Source organism: Nocardioides panzhihuensis (genome assembly GCF_013408335.1).
In the GTDB taxonomy this organism is placed as follows: domain Bacteria; phylum Actinomycetota; class Actinomycetes; order Propionibacteriales; family Nocardioidaceae; genus Nocardioides; species Nocardioides panzhihuensis.
Genome location: NZ_JACBZR010000001.1, coordinates 1043883 through 1058115, shown reverse-complemented (window position 1 = coordinate 1058115; position 14233 = coordinate 1043883). Strand labels below are relative to the sequence as shown.

General features: G+C 69.4%; 11 protein-coding genes. 2 read left to right on the top strand and 9 right to left on the bottom strand.

Going from position 1 to position 14233, the window contains the following annotated elements; all coding sequences use genetic code 11:
• Positions 1 to 29: 29 nt before the first annotated feature.
• Entirely contained in the window at positions 30 to 1166 is a 1137-nt protein-coding gene (gene ftsY / locus BJ988_RS04890) for a signal recognition particle-docking protein FtsY (RefSeq protein ID WP_218861292.1), read from the bottom strand.
• 54 nt (positions 1167 to 1220) lie between these two features.
• Positions 1221 to 1475, bottom strand: coding sequence for a hypothetical protein (locus BJ988_RS04885; RefSeq protein ID WP_179656982.1), 255 nt, complete (start codon positions 1473 to 1475; stop codon positions 1221 to 1223).
• Between the two features lie 171 nt (positions 1476 to 1646).
• Between BJ988_RS04885 and BJ988_RS04880 the strand changes: the two genes are divergently transcribed.
• Complete coding sequence (locus tag BJ988_RS04880) at positions 1647 to 2639, top strand: glycosyltransferase family 2 protein (protein WP_246321403.1); 993 nt, start codon at positions 1647 to 1649, stop codon at positions 2637 to 2639.
• A gap of 23 nt (positions 2640 to 2662) precedes the next feature.
• A complete protein-coding gene (locus BJ988_RS04875; protein WP_179656981.1) occupies positions 2663 to 3706 on the top strand; it encodes a methyltransferase domain-containing protein in 1044 nt (347 codons plus the stop codon).
• Between the two features lie 136 nt (positions 3707 to 3842).
• Here BJ988_RS04875 and BJ988_RS04870 read toward each other — a convergent pair whose 3' ends face one another.
• From BJ988_RS04870 to BJ988_RS04840, 7 genes are all read right to left on the bottom strand, one after another.
• Positions 3843 to 4883 (bottom strand): FUSC family protein, encoded by a 1041-nt coding sequence (locus tag BJ988_RS04870; protein WP_179656980.1) that lies wholly within the window; start codon positions 4881 to 4883, stop codon positions 3843 to 3845.
• A gap of 42 nt (positions 4884 to 4925) precedes the next feature.
• Entirely contained in the window at positions 4926 to 5546 is a 621-nt protein-coding gene (locus BJ988_RS04865; RefSeq protein ID WP_179656979.1) for a maleylpyruvate isomerase family mycothiol-dependent enzyme, read from the bottom strand.
• Between the two features lie 124 nt (positions 5547 to 5670).
• Positions 5671 to 7080 carry an RNA-binding domain-containing protein gene (locus BJ988_RS04860; protein WP_179656978.1) on the bottom strand — a complete coding sequence of 470 codons (1410 nt, stop codon included), beginning with the start codon at positions 7078 to 7080 and terminating at the stop codon, positions 5671 to 5673.
• Positions 7081 to 7459: 379 nt separating this feature from the next.
• The gene (locus tag BJ988_RS04855; protein ID WP_179656977.1) at positions 7460 to 10621 is read right to left on the bottom strand and encodes a glycosyltransferase; all 3162 of its coding nucleotides are present in this window, start codon (positions 10619 to 10621) and stop codon (positions 7460 to 7462) included.
• A gap of 107 nt (positions 10622 to 10728) precedes the next feature.
• Positions 10729 to 11181, bottom strand: a complete 453-nt coding sequence (locus BJ988_RS04850; protein ID WP_179656976.1) for an acyl-CoA thioesterase — start codon at positions 11179 to 11181, stop codon at positions 10729 to 10731.
• Positions 11182 to 11235: 54 nt separating this feature from the next.
• Positions 11236 to 12954, bottom strand: coding sequence for a glycosyltransferase family 2 protein (locus tag BJ988_RS04845; RefSeq protein ID WP_179656975.1), 1719 nt, complete (start codon positions 12952 to 12954; stop codon positions 11236 to 11238).
• Positions 12954 to 14039, bottom strand: a complete 1086-nt coding sequence (locus BJ988_RS04840; RefSeq protein ID WP_179656974.1) for a glycosyltransferase — start codon at positions 14037 to 14039, stop codon at positions 12954 to 12956. The genes BJ988_RS04845 and BJ988_RS04840 overlap by 1 nt, the downstream gene beginning before the upstream one ends.
• Between the last annotated feature and the right edge of the window lie 194 nt (positions 14040 to 14233).

The following is a 14233-nucleotide window of genomic DNA, read 5'->3' as shown; positions in this document are numbered from 1 at the left end:
CCGGCGATCCTGCCATGTGGCACGGGAAGTTAGCCGAGGAGCGCGTCGACGAAGGCCTCGGGGGTGAACGGGGTCAGGTCATCGGGGCCCTCGCCGAGGCCGACGAGCTTGACCGGAACACCGAGCTCGCGCTGGACGGCGACGACGATGCCGCCCTTGGCGGAGCCGTCGAGCTTGGTCAGGACGATGCCGGTGACGGCGACGGCCTCGCTGAAGACGCGCGCCTGGATCAAGCCGTTCTGGCCGGTGGTCGCGTCGAGGACGAGCAGCACCTCGGTGACCGGGGTCTGCTTCTCGATGACTCGCTTGACCTTGCCGAGCTCGTCCATCAGGCCGGCCTTGTTCTGCAGTCGTCCGGCGGTGTCGACGATGACCGTGTCGACACCCTTGTCGAGGCCCTCCTTGACCGCGTCGAAGGCGACACTGGCCGGGTCGGTGCCCTCCGGGCCGCGGACGACCTCGACGCCGACGCGCTCGCCCCAGGTGGTGAGCTGCTCGGCGGCGGCGGCACGGAAGGTGTCGGCTGCGCCGAGGACGACCTTGTGGTCCTCGGAGACCAGGATGCGGGCGAGCTTGCCGGTCGTGGTGGTCTTGCCGGTGCCGTTGACCCCGACCATCAGCACCACGCCGGGAGCGCCGTCGGCGCCGCTGACCTGGAGCCGGCGGTCCATGTCGGGGTCGACCAGCTTGATCAGCTCCTCGCGCAGCGCCGCCTTCGGGCTCGCTTTGCCGCCCTCGACGCGCAGCCGGGTGCGCAGCCCCTCGACCAGCTCCTGGGTGGGCGCGACGCCGACGTCGGCGGTGAGAAGCAGATCCTCGATCGCCTCCCAGGTGTCCTCGTCGAGCCGGTCGGTCGAGAGCAGGTTGAGCAGGCCTCGGCCCAGCGCGTTGGAGCCGGCCAGACGCTGGCGCAGCCGCACCAGGCGAGAGGCGGTGCTCTCCGGCTTCTCGATGACCGGGGTGGCCGGCTCGGACGGCACCGTCTCCGGCTCGGCGGTCTCCTCGACCGTCGGCGCCTCCGGACGGGTGATGACATCGGTCTCCGCCTGCGGCGGAAGCGTACGGTCCTTGCGGCGCCGGGTGGTGGTGACCAGACCGGCGATGCCGCCGCCGATGATCACGACAGCGGCGACCGCGATGATGACGATGAGGGTGACCGTTTCCATGGGCCTCATCCAATCAAACTACCGGCCCAAACCGAGAGTCCTGCCGACGCGACGCTACGCGTTCTTCTCGGTGGCTCCCGGGTCGCGCTCACCGAGCAGCTCGCTGAGATGGTCCTCGCGGCGCTCCTGCAGCCGCGAGGCCGGGCTGAGCGTGGGGGCCGTGTCGACGGCCCGCTCCATCGCCTCGCCGAGCTTGGAGACGTACGGCATCTTCTGTCCGCGGTGGGGGAAGACCGTGTAGACGATCACCAGGCCTGCCAGCGCGACGATGAGAAACATCGCCACGAAGATGACAAAGATGGTCAGCACTGGCTCGGCCAGCCCCCTTCTGGAAACGCACGGACGGCATCAACCCTTGCACAACCCGCGTCCCGAGCCCACAACGCCACGCGGCCACGCGGCACGTGGGGCCGGGCGACGGCGTCCGTCGTACGGCGCGGGATCTCGACAACGTCCACCGGGCCGGTAGTGTTTCGCGGCATGAGGATCATCGGGACAATGATGGTCCGGGACGAGGTCGATATCGTCGCCGCGATGATCGAGCACCACCTGGACCAGGGTGTCGACACGTTGATCGTCACAGACAACGCGTCGGTCGACGGCACCACGGAAGTGCTCGAGCGCTACGTCGCGACGGGGCGGGTCGAGCTCCATCACGACCCCGTCCACGAGAAGCAGCAGGGCAAGGTCGTCACCGCGATGGCCCGCCGGGCGCGCACCCACTTCTGCGCCGACTGGGTCCTCAATCTCGACGCCGACGAGTTCCTCGTGCCCAAGGACAAGGGCCTGACCGTACGCCAGGCGCTCGAGGCCACTCCCCTGTCCCTGAACGCGTTCACCGTGGAGGTGGAGAACCTCGTCGGCCCGCCCGCCTGGAATGGCGGCGGCATCAACCGGCTCCAGTGGCGCGACCGGCGCTCCGACGAGCGCCTCGAGGCCGCCGGGCTGCACGCCCACCCCACGCCCAACGCGATCCACCGCGGCGAGTCCGACATCAAGGTCGTCCAGGGCAACCACTTCGTCTCGCTGAAGAGCAACGGCCACCCGGCCGACGAGGTCGCCATGGAGGTGCTCCACCTCCCCTGGCGATCCTGGTCCCAGCTCGAGCGCAAGGTGATCAACGCCGGCAGGGGCTACGAGGCCAACCCGGGGCTCAAGCCGAGCCCGCGCCACCACGGGATGCGTGACTACCAGCGCTACCTCGCCGGGACGCTGCAGGACGCCTATCTCGCCCGCACGCCCACCCGCACAGAGCTCGCCGCCGGGGCCTTCTCGGGCGACTACTCCTTCGACGACTGGCTGACCAACCACCTGCAGATCGTGCTCACCCGCGCGCTGATCCCCGACCTGCTCCGCGACGTGCTCGATCCCGAGAACGACAAGGCCGTGCCCGACGACGAGCACGCCCGCGGTGCCGAGCGCGGCCGGGCCGCCCTTGCCGCCGAGCCCTACATCCCACCCCGCAAAAGCTGAAACTCTCTTCAGGAGGACCTGTCTTGCCCACCTTCAGGGGCGCCGTACGCCGCGGCCTCGCTTCAGCGGGTCTGCAGACCGTCCGTGCCGCCGACGCCGAGGCCGCGCGCCTGCACCACCGGATCGACGAGCTCAAGCAGCGCAACCAGAAGCTGCGTACGAAGGTGGACCGGTTGCAGGGCGACCGCAACCGCACCACCGCGGTGCCGGCGATCCCGGGCCAGGACCGGCTCGGTCTGCGGCGCGAGCAGGTGCTCGCCGGGGTCAAGCCCGACGCCCTGATCCTCGAGATCGGCCCCGCCCACAACGCGATCCTGCCCAAGCGCGACGGCTACGACGTACGCATCGTCGACTATCTCGACCGCGAGGGTCTGGTGAAGCGCTACGCCGGCTTCTCCCAGTACGACCCCGACGACATCGAGGAGGTCGACTACGTCTTTCAGCCGGGAACTCCCTGGTCAGAGGTGATTCCGGATCGCTTCGACCTGATCGTCGCCTCCCACGTCATCGAGCACACCACCTCGATGATCGACTTCCTCAACGAGTGCGAGAAGCTGCTCGAGCCCGACGGCGTCCTTGCCCTGGTCATCCCCGACCACCGCTACTGCTTCGACCGGTTCCGGGAGCGGGCCTCGCTCTCGCGGGTCATCGACGCCTCGCTCTACCCGTCGTCGGTGCACACCATGGGCGCGGTCATCGAGGAGCGGCTCAACGCGGCCAAGCACGGCGGCATCACCGCCTGGGGCCCACGCCACAAGGGCGACTACACCTTCGCCAACGGGCTCGAGACCGTCAAGGCCAGCGGCGAGGAGGCGCGGCGCGGGGAGCGCTACATCGACACCCACAACTGGGTCTGCACCCCCAACCACCTCCGCCTGCTCCTCCAGGACCTCGCCGACCTCGACTTCATCTCGTTGCGGGAGACCTCCTTCCACGACACCGTCAAGCACGAGTTCTTCATCAACCTCTCCCCCTCCGGGGAAGGCACCGGCCTCGCCCGTGAGGACCTCCTCGTCCTCGCCGACGACGAGCGCCGCGTCCTCGACCAGGCAGTCTTCGAGAAGTAGCCGAGACGTCACCCCCGTCGCCCGAGGCGTCACTACGGTCGGCCGAAGCGTCACTACCGTCGGCCGACTTGGCACTGCCGTGACGTCTCGACCGACGTACGTGACGTCTCGGCCGACGTGCGTGACGTCTCGGAGGTCAGCGGCGGCGGACCTCGCGGAGGACGAAGGCGGCGGCTAGGCCGACGACGACTCCGAGGAAGGTCTCGGTCAGGCGTGACCACAGCAGCGCGTCGACAGGCTGGGGGTGGCCGAGCTGGACCATCAGCAGCGAGAGCGGGGTGATGGCGACGAGCGCGAGGCCGTAGTGACGCCCGACGAGGAGCTCGGTGATCGCCTGGAGCGCGGCGACGACGACCGCGATGACGAGGGCGGGAAGCGAGATCGACAGCAGCACCGCTGCCACCACCAGACCGACCAGGGTGCCGACCACGCGCTGCAGCCCGCGGGTCGTCTGAGCCAGCAGCCCGGTGACCCCGAACGGCACCGCCGCGGCCACCATCGCCCAGTACGTGTGGCTCAGTCCGAGCCCGGTCGAGACCGTGCCGGCGAGCACGACCGCGACGACGACCGCCGTCGCATGGTCGAGCCTGACCTCACCACGGCCGGCCTCGACCGGCCGGCCGTCGCCGAGGAGCCTCTCCTCGAGGACCCCGAGGAGCACCGCGAGCACGGCCGCAGCCGCCGCCACCCCGACCGCCACCGAGACCCCGGTCAGGGTCACCGGAAGCGCCGCACACGTCGCCACGGCGAACACCGGGAACATCGGGCCGGGTGGCCGCAGCACGAACCTGTCCGACAGCATCGACCCGGCCGCCGCCCACACCGCGGCAACCGGGATGACCAGCCAGGCACGGTGCGGTGAGGTCGCGACAAGCGCACCGCACAGGACCGCGACAGACATCATCGTTCCCGCCGCGGCCTGGGTCCGCCATCGTCCTCGCAGCGGTTGTCGGCCACCATAGATGGAGGCGAAGGTGCCGAAACAGGCGTACGCCGCCAGCTCCATGTGACCGGTCGCGGCCAGCGCGAGCAGCCCGACGAGCAGTGTCAGGCTGGCGCGCAAGGCCGGCGAGAGGCTTCCGGGCGCCGGCGAGACACGGACAGATTCCTGCACCAGCCGCTCGAGCCGGCTCCCCTCGCTGCCCAACCCGTCTCCTCCGTGCCGCACTGCCGTCATCGCCACCCAGCACCTTACGGCCACCCGGACTCACCAGATAGTTCAGGCCAGCCGGCGGCGGAGCTCAGGAACCCCATCCCCCTCCAGGCCGACCAGCACCACATCCCGCCCAGCCATCGCCATGACCAGGTCGAGCAGACGTCCTTCGGCCTCGGGACCGTCGCCGACCACGAAGTCCGCGTCGACGGCCCGGAGACGAAGTCCCTGGACCAACGTCTTGCTGTTGACCGCGAAGTCCTTCGTGGCGAAGAACCTCGCGACCACCAGCAGCCCGTCAGGGTCGGGGTCGTGCCGGATGCCGAGAGGCCGCCGGATGTCCTCGCCGTGCACGATCATCTCCCCCAGCCCGCCGACGCTCTCCTTGCGCGGCAGCCCGATGGGGCCGATCTCCGCGAACCGCTCCAGCGTCTCCTCGACCGAGGATCCGCGGAACTCCTCCAGCCGCCTGCGGTTGTGTACGTCGGGATCGAACCGCGCTCCGATCATGCTGCGCAGCCAGCCCGGGAATGAGAGTCGGGAGGCCGCGCCGAGGTGCGCCACGACCTCCTCCACGTCCCACTCCCCGCACAGGGTGGCCGACCGCCACTGCTCGGGCGAGAGTGACCTCAGGTCGTCAACCAGCGCGTCTCGCTCTCGCGTCTGGATCACCGACAGCTTCGTCATGCGCACACTCTGACAGGTCGTACGCCGCGAGAAGTGACGCCTCGATCGTCGAACGTGACGTCTCGGCCGACGCGGGTGACGCGTCGACCGACATATTCATCTAATCCCGCTCCGACGTCGCCCCTCACACGGTCCAGTCCCGGCCGAGGTCGAGCCAGACTCGCTCGTCGGCCAACGGGATGACGAACTCGTCGGAGAGTTTCCCGCTGACGTCGGTCGCGGTGGCCGTCCAGGTGACTCGTACCTCCGTGGTGACGCACCGGTCGGCGACGAGGTCGAGAGTCAGAAGTTGCTCGGTCTCGCCGGGACGCAGGTCGACCGGCACACAGGTGATGTTCACCGAGCCGCCGTTCTCGATTCGAGGATGCGGCCGAGGAGCCGACGCGACTATGGACGGACTCGACACTGCGTGCATGTAACGGAAGTCAGGGCGCTCGACGTTCGGGAACTTCGACGTCGTCCACGGGCCCCACTTCCGGGGCCGCTTGCCCACGTACTTGCCCCATCCCTTGAACTCATCGACCCAGTCGTAGCCGAACACGTCACCCTCGATGTGCAGTTTGACGAGCACCTTGCTGTAGTTGCGGTCGGTGTTGTTCGTGATCGAGAAGGTGACCGGTGTGCCCGCGTTGGCACGGATCACCTCGAACCCCTCCGGCAGGCCCTCGCGACACCGGTCGAGGTAGGCCGCGACCGCCGCTCGGAACTCGTCCTCGGTCCGGTCCTCTTCATGCCTCGTCCTGAGCATGTCGTTGACGCGACTCGCCTGAGGTTCGATGGCGGCCCCGACCCGTGTGATCGACGTGAGCGCGTCCGGGTAAAACCCGAGCAGCGCATTGCTGAGGTCCTTCCCCTGCGTCCAGGGCGGCTCGGGTTTCAGTGGCCCGAGAAGCGCGTCCTCCTCAGCATCGATCCACTGGTCGAGCCAGTCGACTGGGTAGTCAACCGCCGTCACCTCTTCCGACGCGGTGACGGCGATGTCGTGGAGCGTCTCCGCGGCCGGGGAAAGGCGATCCGAGAGGCGCCGGATGTCCGCTGCCTTGGCAGGCGCGGACTTCCCGGGAACCCGCACGTACACGTTCCCGTCGGTCACGGAGCCCGAGGACTTACCGATGCAAGCCATCGGGTCACCCGCCTTGGGCGGCGCGACGGTGATGACGATGAGCGGCTTGCCCTTGTACGACACCGGCGTCGGGTCCCAGTCCGGCGACGGGGACGCAATGAGCGCGCTGACCTTGTCGTGCAGGACCGCCGGGTCGACATCGGCCGTCCCGGCCAGGTTGCCCGGCGCCAGGCCGATCACGAGGTAGGCGTGTCCTCCACACCAGCGCTGGGCACGGGACGGGTCGCGGTTCGCGAACGCCACGATGGCCTTCGCGATCGTCGCGGCCCCGTCCTTGGTGCTGGGGTCCAGGTCGGCCTTGAACTCGATCCACTCCGATTCATCATTCGGGTCGGCGGCCTCGACCGCCTCCAGCAGCCGCTGCATGCCCAACACGCCCATCGGCGCAACGGCGACCTCGTAGTCGATCACTGGCAGTACCCCTCGCATCCAGACACCAGGCCCCTCGCACCGGTGACGGGTTAACCGTATCGGGAAGGACCGACAGAAACAGACCGGATTTCGCGGGGCAGAAGCCCCAGGACCGGACATCGGGATGGTTCTATGCACGGACAGGGGATCTCCTCGGCCTCCCACTCCCACAGAGGATGGCGGCCCGCCATTGAGCGGGTGAGAGCGACCTCAGGTCATCGACCAGCGCGTCCCGCTCGCGCAGTTGGATCACCGAAAAGCTTCGTCACCCGGACACTCTGATAGGTCACGTACGCCGTGAGGAGTGACACCTCGACCGACGTACGTGACTTCTCGGCCGACGCGAGTGACGCCTCGGTCGACGGCGGTGACGGTCCAGCTAGAGACGGTCGCGTCTGGTCCTCTCCTCGAGCGCGATGTCGAGAAGGGTGCGGGCGCGAGCGTCGAAGCCGTGGTCACGGTGGATTCGGGCGGCCTCGGCGCGGATGTGCTCGTCGGTGCCGAAGACGACCGAGGGGTCGGGCATCGATGACCACTTCACCAGGTCCTCGGGCGTCTCGTAGACCTGGACGGTGTCGCCGAAGACGTCGCGGAGGCCGACGACGTCGTCGGAGATGACCCGGGCGCCGGAGGCGACGGCGTCGAAGAGCCGGTTGGAGATGAAGCCGTAGTCGCGCATGTCGGCCCAGTGGTCGTTGAGCACGACCCCGGCGGCCCGATACTCCGCGCCGAGCCGGACGTTGGGCATGTGCTGGGCCTTGACGTAGTGGCGTGGGATGTAGGGCTCCCAGCCGTGGCCGTAGACCGACAGCGGCAGCCCAGCAGCGACAGCGTCGTGGATGATGGGGCGCTCCACGTCGCGCGAGGTGCCGACGAAGAGCACCGCGTGTCCGCTGTCGGGCAGCGTCCGGTCCGGGTTGAACAGCTCGGGGTCGGTGGCCTGCAGCAAAGGGTCGATGCGGATCCCCCACTGTGCCGACATCCGCTCGGCCCACGCCGGCCCGGCGGCCAGCAGCCGGTCGAAGCCGGCCGCCTCGGCGCGGGTGACCGCGTCGGGGTGGGAGATCACCCAGCCGATGTTGATCCGGCCGTCGGGGGCCGGAAAGTAGCGCGAGAGGCCGCGCAGGGTGAGCACGACGTCGTCGTCGAGAGCGCTCGGCCGCTCCCACTCGTAGTGGTGGTCGACCACCGCCGACTGGCCGAGCTTGCGCAGCGACCGCGCCAGCGCACGCGCGAAGTGGGTGTCACCCCACCGCTCCCCCTCCGGCGCTCCGGGCGCGGAGATCTTGATCGACCAGCGCAGCTGCGGGATGCCCTCGACGATCGACGCACGCGGCATCGGGGCGAGGATCGGGCGGGTGGCGGCGTACGTCTTCGCCGGGCCGGTCGGCTCCCCGGCCGTCGCCCGGCCGACGACCTGATAGCCGCAGGAGGCCCAGGCGGCCACGTCGTCGCGCGGCTCGACCCGTCCGGCCCAGCGGTCGAGGTAGATCAGCCGGTTGCGCGGGGCGCGCGCGAAGCGGCCCTTCGACTTCGACTCGTGGTGGACGACCTCCGCAGTGGTGACCACCCGGAACGACCCCGGCCGCAGCGCGGCGAGCCGGTGGCACAGGTCGACGTCCTCCATGCCGTTGGTGAAGATCGGGTCGAACCCCTGCAGCGCGACGACGTCGCGATAGCGCATCGCCAGCGCGGCGCCGGTCAACGCCGAGAACCGGTGACCCGCCAGGCCGGCGGCGTCCTCGGACGGATATTCGGCGAGCATGTTGTAGGGAAGCCCGCCGTAGGGCGGGAAGACGACCCCGGCCGACTGCACCGACCCGCTCGGGTAGAGCAGCAGCGGCTGCGCGGCGAGCACCTCGGGGTCCGCGAGTGCGTCGACCAGCGGCTCCAGCCAGCCGGCCAGCGCCGTGGTGTCGTTGTTGAGGAAAACCACGGTCTCCCCGGTGACGTACGGGACGGCGAAGTTGTTGCCGAGCGCGAAGTTGTGGTTGACGGTGCTGTGCACCACCTTCACCTCGGGAAACCGCAGCGGCAGCGAGTCGAGCACTGCCGAGACGCGGGCCGAGGAGCCGTTGTCCCAGACCACGATCTCGAGCCGCTTCGCTCCCGCGCCGTGCTCCAACACGGCCTCGACCGCACCGACGGTCAGCAGCGAGTCGTCGTAGGTCGGGATGACGACCGAGACCACGTCCGGGTCAGGCGCCCGCTCCGCGAGCGCGGCCCAGTCGACGAAGGCCCGGTTCCGGACGACGTCCTCCCACGACTCCAGGTCGAAGGGGTCCAGCGGGAGCCGGTCCTGGCGCCGCCGGCGCGGGTTGATGCCCTGGCGACGTTCGACGCCGACCTCGGGGACGACCTCGACGTCGGCCTTCGTGGTCAGTCGCAGCGCGAGGTCGTAGGCCCAGCCGACGCCGATGCCGGCACGGGGTCCGCCGACCTCGTTCAGCAGCGACGCGGAGATCAGCAGCCTCGAGAGCAGGACCCGCATCAGCGGGCCGGGGACGTCGGGTCCGGGCGAGAGCGGAGGCACGTCGACGGCGAACCGCTGCTCCGGCTGCCACGGACGCTCCAGCACATCGGCGACCAGCGGCCTCCCGGCCGACTCCGCCACCGAGGCCAGCCGCGCGAGACGACCAGGATTCCAGACGTCTCCCCCGGCGACGTACGCGACGAAGTCGCCGCTCACCTGGGCGAACGCCGCGGCAACGCCGGGCTCACCGCGGTCCGGGTCGCCCGGCACGACCCGCGCGCCAGGGACGAGATCGGCGACCGAATCGGCGGCCGAGGGAGTCAGGCCACGGTCGATGACGATGATCTCGGTGCTCACGCCGCTCTGGGCGGCGACGCTCTCCAGGGTCGCGCGAGCGAGCTCGTCGGAGGCACCGAGGTCGACGATGACGCTGACCGTGCCGACCGGCACACGACCGGCCGGGGTCGCCGTGCCGCGGTCGATGGCCGGCCGCCAGGTCTGCGGGCCGCCGCCCTGCCGGGCCTGCCACTCCGCGCGCCGGTCGCGGATCCAGTCACGCAGGTCGGGGAACCGGCCGTCGACCTGCTCCAGCCAGTCGTTGGCGCGCCGTCCGTTGCGAGCGCCCCGGTCGACGTAGTGGCCGATCGCGCCGCCGTAGAAGCTCTCGGTCTTGCGCCGCTCGGTGTAGCCGTCGGTGTCGAAGAGCGGGTGGGTCGGCTGCAGCCACAGCTCGGCGCGCAGCCAGTAGAGGAACGGGTCCTGGTCGCCCATCTGCTTGCGCAGCCGCGGGGTCAGCCGCGCGACGAAGAACTCGGGGTCGAAGAGCGGGCTGGGCTGCGCCAGCGGCTTGGCCGGATCCTGCTCGAGATAGTGACGGGCCGCCCGTTTGCGGTCGAGGCGCTCACCGACCTGCTGGGCGTACCACTCGTGGTCGAACAGCGGGCAGTCGACGAGCAGTCGCACGTCGTCGGCCCGGCTGTAGAGGGGCGAGTCGTTGTAGACCTTGCGAGCCAGGTCTCGCCCCCTGCGCAGGCCGCCACGGGCGATGCGCTTCAACTCTTCGTCCACAGAGGTCCCCCAAGACGCTCTCGATCGTGCTTCGGCAGTGGGTCAGGATGTCACAGAGCCTGGCAACGATGTAACGGTGCCACGCAAGATTCAGCCCCTCGTCACCATCAGTTCTCCCGCCACAGCGGCAGAACTGCCTCCCGGATCTCGTCGGGTATCGGCGTCACCGGCCGCGACGGGTCCGTGTTGTCGACATAGACGTGCACGAACCGGCCCTCGGCCGCGGCCTCCTCGCCCGGCCCCTGGAAGAGCCCGATCCGGTAGATGACCGACGAGCTGCCGACCTTGTCGACGACAAGTCCGGCCTCGACCGGCTCGGGGAACCCGATCTCGCGCAGGTAGCGGCACGAGGTCTCCGCGACGATCCCGATCTTCGGCAGCTTCCGCACGTTCACGCCGGTCGCCTCGAACAGGTAGGCGTTGACGGCGGTGTCGAAATACTCGTAGTAGGTCGCGTTGTTGAGATGCCCGTAGGCGTCGTCGTCACGCCAGCGGGTGGTGATCGTGCGCCAGTGCACGTAGTCGGCGCGGGTCGGGGCCTTGCGGTCAGGAGTGCTCATCGCGGCTGATCATAGACAGCGAGCCGAGCCCACGAGGGCGCGCCCTCGGGCCAATTACCGGCGGACCCGTCGCACGATCCTCCCGGCCACGCGCCGTGCCTTGCGCACTCCCCGTTCGCCGATGCTCGGGTCGATGTCGATCCCGTGGCGCGCACGGCCCTCGAGCTCGACGATCCGCGCCCTGTCGGCCGAACGTTCACCGATGACGTCCGCATCGATGACGACCGGCCCGTCGAACTCACCCAAGGCGTCGCGCCCCTGAAACCGTACGCGCCAGCGCCCGCCCGCGAGCGTGGAGGTCGACAGCGCCACCTCGACCTCGCCCGAGGCGAGCTCCGCGGCGTCGTAGTCGAAGGTTCGGCGCCGGCTGTCGTGAGCGAAGACCACCCGGAGACCCTCGGCACCCACCGTCGTGTGGGTGAGCCTCAGATGGACGTGCCCGTCCACGAGCGAGAGCGATGTGGCCGTCACCGGGTCGGTCGCGCCCGCGACCACCTGGCGAAGCAGCTCGGGTCCGTCCTCGAGCGCCACCAGGATCCGGCTCAGGCGCCAACCCGGATCGTCGGCAGCTTCGGCGACCGCAGTGAAGAGGTCGCGATGCTTGAGCACCAGGTCTGCGAGGTCGTCGCCGACCAGCGTCTCGTCGCTCAGCGCGATCGTCGTGACGACATCGACGAGCGGCCGTCGGAGCGTACGCAGCGGCGCCACGCCACTGTCCGCGACCAGGCGCAACGACTCGAGAAGATCGGCAACGGTCCGTTCCTCCCAGCGAACGTCGTCACCGATCAGCCGGGCCACTGTCGCCCACTTGCCCGACTCGACCAGCCGCCATCCCCACCGCTTCACGTCGTCCAGGTCGTCGATGACACCCTCGTCGAAGAGGCCGACCAGCTCACAGATCATCAGCCGCGCGGGCTCCAACGCGGCTGCGTCGATCACCGACATCCCGCGCAACGCCCGGACGATCGCCGTCCAGCCGTCGGCGGCGAAGACCAGCGAGGCATACTCCGCGCGCACCTTCGGGTCACCGAGCTCGACGATCCGGCGGGCACAGCGCAGCTCCTGCTCGAGATAGCTGATGAGCCCTTCGGGCGAGTGTGACTTCGCCGTCATCGACCCAGGTCCCGGCCGGTCTCGGTAGACGTAGACCGTCTCGGTGACGATGTCGAAGCGGGCGGTGGTCAGTGCGTGCACCATCGGCTCGATGTCGTTGGATCGGGTCGCGTCGGGGAACGAGATCTGCGCTGCGTCCCAGAAGCTGCGCCGGAAGACTCGGTTCCAGCAGGCCCGGTTGCGCAAGGCGGAGGGCGCGTCGGCCAACTTCAGCAGGGTGCGCTCTTCGTCGAAGGCAGGCCATACCCGCACCGGCCACCAGACCCGGTCGCTGAAGAGCTTGAAGAACCGGCCGACCACCATGTCCGAGCCGGTCTCCCGCGTCTTGCGCAGCATCGCGGCGTACGCCCCGCGGGGCACGAGGTCGTCGCCGTCGGCGAAGGCGAGGAACTCGCCGCGCGCCAGCGACACACCGTGATTGCGCGCCTGTCCTCCACCGGTGCCCGGCGAGCAGACCACCGTCAGGCGAGCGTCTCGGGCTGCGTACGTCTGGGCGATCTCGAAGGTCTCGTCCGTGGAGGCGTCGTCGACGAGGATGACCTCCAGGTCCAGCGGCGCCTGCTCGGTCGACTGGTCCTCGAGGATCGAGGAGAGAAGCTCACCCACCCAGGGGCCCAGATCGCGGGTCGGCACGACGACGGACAGCTCGGGCACCGCCATCAGGCCGCCAGCTCCACAACGCCGGCCAGGCCCTCGAGCAGCCGCAGGTAGTCGCGCGACATGTCATAGGGCGTGTAGGCCCGGGTGTACTCGTGGGCCGCGCGGCGCCGCTCCTCCTGCCCCTCGAGCGCCTCCAGGATCGCCGCCGCCAGCGCTGCCGGTTCGTCGGGCTCGGGCGCGTAGGTCACCACCCACGGCTGCTCCGCGAACTGTCGTGCGATCGGGGTGCCCTCGGGGATGAGGGCCGTGCGGCCGAACGTCCCGGCGGCAAGCAGCGAGCCGGAGTTGAGGATCCGGCGGTAAGGCAACGCGACCACGTCGCTGGACCGCAGCCAGTCGGAGTAGTCGGCAGTCTCGACGAACTCCAGCCGCTTCACGACGTTGGGAGAGGACAACATCGCCTCGACTGTCTGGTGATCCTCGGCCGGCACGACCTTGCCGGCCACGACGAAGGTCAGGTCAGGGACCGTGCGCGCTGCGATCTTGACGGCCCGGCAGAGCACGTCGAGCCCCTTGTAGGCCCGGATCTGGCCGATGAAACCCACTGTCGGTACCCCCTGAGGCACGCCGATGCGCTCGCGCGAGGCGACGTCGTCACCGCCGTCCGGGTAGACGCCGAGGTAGGACGAGTGTGGCAGTTCGACGACCTTCTCGGGCGGGAGCGCGTAGTAGGCCGCGGTCTCCTCGATGGTCGCCGGGTTGAGCCGGATGATCCGGGTCGCGTGCCTCGCCAGCATCTTGGCGACCGCGAGCTCGACATCCATGTAGTCGGCCTCGTGGGCGATCGAGTTGTGCACCGTCCAGATCACGTCGACGCCACGGCTGCGTACGCCGGTGAGCACGTCCTCGAACCGGGCGGCCTTGGCCCAGGCTTCGTCAGCATTCTGGCAACCGCTGGTCACCGGCGAGGTCCAGTGCACGTGGAGCACATCTCCAGAGGCGAGGTGCCCGGCCCTCAGCTCCAGGCGGTGCAGTGTGCGGATGCCGTCCACCACGTCCCACCCGGCGGCTCGCGGCGCCACGGTGAGCATCGTCAGGTAAGGGTTGCTCGCATAGTGAGGGAACGACAGGAGGGTCGAAGGCATGTGGGGGTCCTCGAATTTTCATTGACCGTGACGATCCCCCGAGCGTCGAGACCAGGTCTCGCCGAATGTCCCGGCTGGCCGGTAACCGGAGAATTCTAGGCCGGTAAAGGAACCGCCTTTGACCACTCCGACGAAATCCTCGCGGTCGTGTACTTATTGTTCACCAGCTGTTCCCTGGAGACCCACCTCGGGGA

Bases quoted from the DNA above. Each gene is read 5' to 3' on its own strand.
- ftsY (WP_218861292.1), bottom strand. From the start codon at position 1,166: ATGGAAACGGTCACCCTCATCGTCATCATCGCGGTCGCCGCTGTCGTG.
- BJ988_RS04880 (WP_246321403.1), top strand. From the start codon at position 1,647: ATGAGGATCATCGGGACAATGATGGTCCGGGACGAGGTCGATATCGTC.
- BJ988_RS04870 (WP_179656980.1), bottom strand. From the start codon at position 4,883: ATGACGGCAGTGCGGCACGGAGGAGACGGGTTGGGCAGCGAGGGGAGC.
- BJ988_RS04865 (WP_179656979.1), bottom strand. From the start codon at position 5,546: ATGACGAAGCTGTCGGTGATCCAGACGCGAGAGCGAGACGCGCTGGTT.
- BJ988_RS04850 (WP_179656976.1), bottom strand. From the start codon at position 11,181: ATGAGCACTCCTGACCGCAAGGCCCCGACCCGCGCCGACTACGTGCAC.
- BJ988_RS04845 (WP_179656975.1), bottom strand. From the start codon at position 12,954: ATGGCGGTGCCCGAGCTGTCCGTCGTCGTGCCGACCCGCGATCTGGGC.
- BJ988_RS04840 (WP_179656974.1), bottom strand. From the start codon at position 14,039: ATGCCTTCGACCCTCCTGTCGTTCCCTCACTATGCGAGCAACCCTTAC.